The organism is Microbacterium sp. B35-04 (assembly GCF_010634885.1).
Classification (GTDB): Bacteria; Actinomycetota; Actinomycetes; order Actinomycetales; family Microbacteriaceae; genus Microbacterium.
Genome location: NZ_MWLP01000154.1, coordinates 1 through 3,874, shown reverse-complemented (window position 1 = coordinate 3,874; position 3,874 = coordinate 1). Strand labels below are relative to the sequence as shown.

Below are 3,874 nucleotides of genomic sequence, written 5' to 3'. Positions count from 1 at the left end.
AGGACTCCCCCGACTTCCCGGGCAACCGCGACGCGAAGGACGACAAGGCCGCCGACGGACCCGGGAACAACGGCCGCGGCAACGCCTTCGGCCATGACAAGGACTCCCCCGACTTCCCCGGCAACAACCGCGGCGGCGAGGACGAGGGCGAGTAGCACCCCTGAGGTCGGGCGCCGGGTCTCGGGCGCCGACTCTCAGTCCGCCGGCGCCGCCACGACTCGGGATACCGACGCCTCGCCGACCGGTTCAGCGGCCGCCAACGCCGTGCCGAGCCCGATGTCGACGAGCACGATGTCTCCCGCGTATTCGGGCCCGCGCCCGCGGACGAGTCCGGCCTTGACGGCGCCGTACGTGACGGTGACGGATGCCGGGAGCACGACGTCGTCCGCGGCGCCGGTGTCGGGGTGCAGGCCGCTCGGGATGTCGACGGCCACGACCCGCGGCATCCGCCCGCCGCTTCGCGTGGTCGAAGAAAGCGCCGTGGAGAGCAGCGCGGCGACCGCCTCCCCCGCGGTGCCGCGCAGCGCCGGTTCGCGCGACGCTCCGATGCCCAGGATGCCGTCGACGATCAGGGCGTAATGGCGCCCCACGTCGGCGATCTCGGTGAGATCCACTCGGCGCACGCCCGCGCCGACGGCAGCCGCGAGAGCCGCCTCATGGAAGCGGTCGGAGACGAGCAACGCGTCGACGTCCGCGACGTCGGTCACCTGCGCGGTGGCGTAGAGCGCGTCGCCGCCGTTGTCGCCGCTGCCGACGAGGATCAGCACGCGGGGGCGCGGGTCGCCGGGGTCGTCCATGGCAACGGGCTCCAGCGCGCCGGTGGTCGTCGGGTCGGTATGCGGCGCCGCGAGCTCATCCCGGATGACATCCGCGAGGGCGGCGGCGGCCCGCTGCATGAGGGGCACGCCCTCGTCGAGCAGGGGGCGTGCGGCAGCGCGGATCTGCTCGGCGGTAAAGGTCGGCGCGCGCTCCGTCACGACCGCCCCTCTCCGGCCGTGCCCGCGTTCGACTTCGACCGTCCCGCCTTCTCGTCCTCCGGATTCTCGTCCTCCGGATTCTCCTCCGCCGCCTTCTCCTCCGCCGCCTTCTGCCGCGCGGCGCGTTCCTTGTCGGCGTCGGCACGAGCGTGCTCGAGCTCTTCGGTGGCGACCCGCACGGCATCCTCCGCCTGCCGCACCCGCCGCAGCACGAACGTCGGCGAGCCGAACCGCTCGCGGACGCGATCGACATGCTCGCGCTCGCTGACGATGATCCAGGTCGACGCCAGCAGGATCACCTGAGCCGACAGGTTCAGCCAGAGCAGCAGCGCGATGAGGCTGGCGAAGGTGGCGAGGAGCGGGTTCGAGCCGGCGCCGGCGACGAAGAGTCCCGACAGCTGCTGGAGGACGGTGAGTCCGACAGCGCCGAAGAACGCCCCCGACCACAGCGCGCGGGGACGCGCGCGCACGCCGCTCAAGCTGACGAACGCGAGGGCGACGACGGCCATGTCGAGCACGAAGACGACGAGGATCGAGACGCCGCGGGTGGCGAGTTCCGCGAAGCCGTCCTGCGTGATCCCCGCCCAGTCGAGCACCGCGCCGACGAACGAGGTGCCGACGAACGTCGCTCCCGCCGAGAGCACGAAGCCGCCGCCGATGGCGATGGCGAGCAGCAGGTTGCGCAGCAGCACCCAGACGAAGAAGACGTCGTCGTGCACCCGGTCGGCGAGGGTCCGGATCGCGACGCGGAGGGATCCGATCGCACCGATCGCGGCTCCGAGCAAGGCGACGAGGGCGATGATCCCAGCGACGGTCAGCCCTGCCGGCGCCTCGATGTCGGAAACGTCGACGAGCCCGCCCTCACCGACGAGGCCCGGGATCGCGGCATCCACCGCCTCCACCAGCGACTGCCATGCCGCGGGGTTGTCCCGCAGCCAGACCGCGGCGAACGAGAAGCCGAGGAGCACCCCTGCGAACACCGAGAACAGGGAGCGGTAGGTGATGCTGTCCGACAGCATGGGACCGCGGCGTTCGGCGTAGTGCAGCCACATCCGCACCAGTCGCAGGGACAAGGCCCAGGCCGTCAGCCTCGCGATCAGGTCCGCCATGGCGCCACCCTATCGAGTGCGCCGAGCCACCCCGCCCAGGCTTGACGCGCGGCACATAGTATGTCCAGTGGGGATTGGGGAATTGCCGTGAGAGGTCTTGCACAGACGCTCGTGCTCACCGGAGCCGTACGAGCCGCCGATGTGTCCGCCGCGATGGCGGAGGTGGGTGATGGACCGGAGCTGCAGCGCGCACTCGTGAACGCGAGGCTCGTGACCGAGGCGCAGCTCGCCGAGGCGATCGCCCTGCACACCGGGCACCGCTACGTCGACCTCGCGAACATGCCGCTCGACCCGAACGTGGTCGGGCTGGTACCCGGCAATCTGTGCCGCAAGTACGGTCTCATTCCCGTCGACCTCCGCGGCGAACGACTCACCGTGGGTGTGCTCGACCCGACCGACATCGTCGCCCTCGACGACGTGGCCAGCATCACCGATCTCTTCGTCGAACCGGTCGTCGTCGCGGAGGACGCGCTGACGCAGATGTTCGAGCGGTTCCTGCGCTCGGACGAGGAGCTCAGCGAGCTCTCGACGTCGATCGAGGAGTCGAGCGAGGCGAACCAGACCGCCTTCACCGAGAGCCTCGAAGAGCAGGACGACACCGCACCGATCGTCCGCTTCGTGAACCTGCTCATCGCGCAGGCGATCAACGACCGTGCGAGCGACATCCACGTCGAGCCGGGCGAGAAGCAGCTCACTGTGCGGTTCCGCATCGACGGCGTGCTGCACGAGATGCAGAAGGCCGACCGGGCGATCCAGGACGGCATCATCTCGCGCCTGAAGATCATGTCGTCGATCGACATCGCCGAGAAGCGCAAGCCGCAGGACGGCCGCCTCTCGGTCACGCACGAGAACCGCACCGTCGACCTCCGCGTGGCGACGCTTCCCACCGTGTGGGGCGAGAAGATCGTCATGCGCATCCTCGACAACACCGGTCAGACCATGGGGATGCGTGACCTGCTGTTCTCGCCCACCAACGAGAAGCGGTTCCGCGAGGCGATCACGAAGCCTCACGGCATGATCCTCGCCACCGGCCCCACCGGTTCGGGCAAGTCGACGACGCTGTATACGGCGCTCCGTTCGATCGCGAACCCGAAGATCAACGTCATCACCGTCGAAGACCCGGTCGAGTACCGCATCGGCGGCATCAACCAGGTACAGGTGAACAACCGCGCCGGCCTGACGTTCGCGACGGCGCTGCGGTCGATCCTCCGCTCCGACCCCGACGTGGTGCTCGTGGGCGAGATCCGCGACTTCGAGACCGCGAACATCTCAATCGAAGCCGCGTTGACGGGTCACCTCGTGCTGTCGACTCTCCACACCAACGACGCACCTTCAGCCCTGACGCGATTGACCGAGATCGGCTGCGAGCCGTTCCTCGTCGCCACCGCCCTGTCGGCCGTGATCGCCCAGCGCCTCTCGCGCCGCCTGTGCATGCGGTGCCGTGAGCCGCTCGTCGAGACGAGCGAAGTGCTGACCGCTCTGGGCTTTCCGCACGACCCGGCCGATCCCCCGCAGCTGTACCAGGCGGTGGGATGCCCCGCCTGCTCCAGCACCGGATACCGCGGGCGCGTCGCACTCCACGAGATCATGACGCTGTCCGACGAGATCGAGACGCTCGTCGTGACCCGCGCGACGGGGAGCGAGATCCGCCAGGTCGCCCTGGAGCAGGGCATGGTGTCACTGCGACAGGACGGCTGGTCGAAGGTCACGCAGGGCCTCACGACGATCGAAGAGGTGCTCCGCGTCACCGTGTGACCCGGAGCCCCGCCCTGCCCCCGGTCGTTGAGC

At 69.8% G+C, this 3,874-nt stretch carries 3 protein-coding genes; 1 reads left to right on the top strand and 2 read right to left on the bottom strand.

From position 1 onward, the window contains the following. Nucleotides 1-194: 194 nt before the first annotated feature. A complete protein-coding gene (locus B1729_RS20160) occupies nucleotides 195-977 on the bottom strand; it encodes an NAD(P)H-hydrate epimerase (RefSeq protein WP_239539732.1) in 783 nt (260 codons plus the stop codon). Continuing rightward, nucleotides 974-2,086: a YihY/virulence factor BrkB family protein gene (locus B1729_RS20155; RefSeq protein WP_163634598.1), complete on the bottom strand. Its 1,113-nt coding sequence runs from the start codon at nucleotides 2,084-2,086 to the stop codon at nucleotides 974-976. Before B1729_RS20155 ends, B1729_RS20160 begins: the two co-directional genes overlap by 4 nt. Nucleotides 2,087-2,173: 87 nt before the next feature. Here B1729_RS20155 and B1729_RS20150 point away from each other — a divergent pair, with 87 nt between their 5' ends. Further along, nucleotides 2,174-3,841: an ATPase, T2SS/T4P/T4SS family gene (locus tag B1729_RS20150; protein ID WP_163619791.1), complete on the top strand. Its 1,668-nt coding sequence runs from the start codon at nucleotides 2,174-2,176 to the stop codon at nucleotides 3,839-3,841. Nucleotides 3,842-3,874 lie beyond the last annotated feature (33 nt).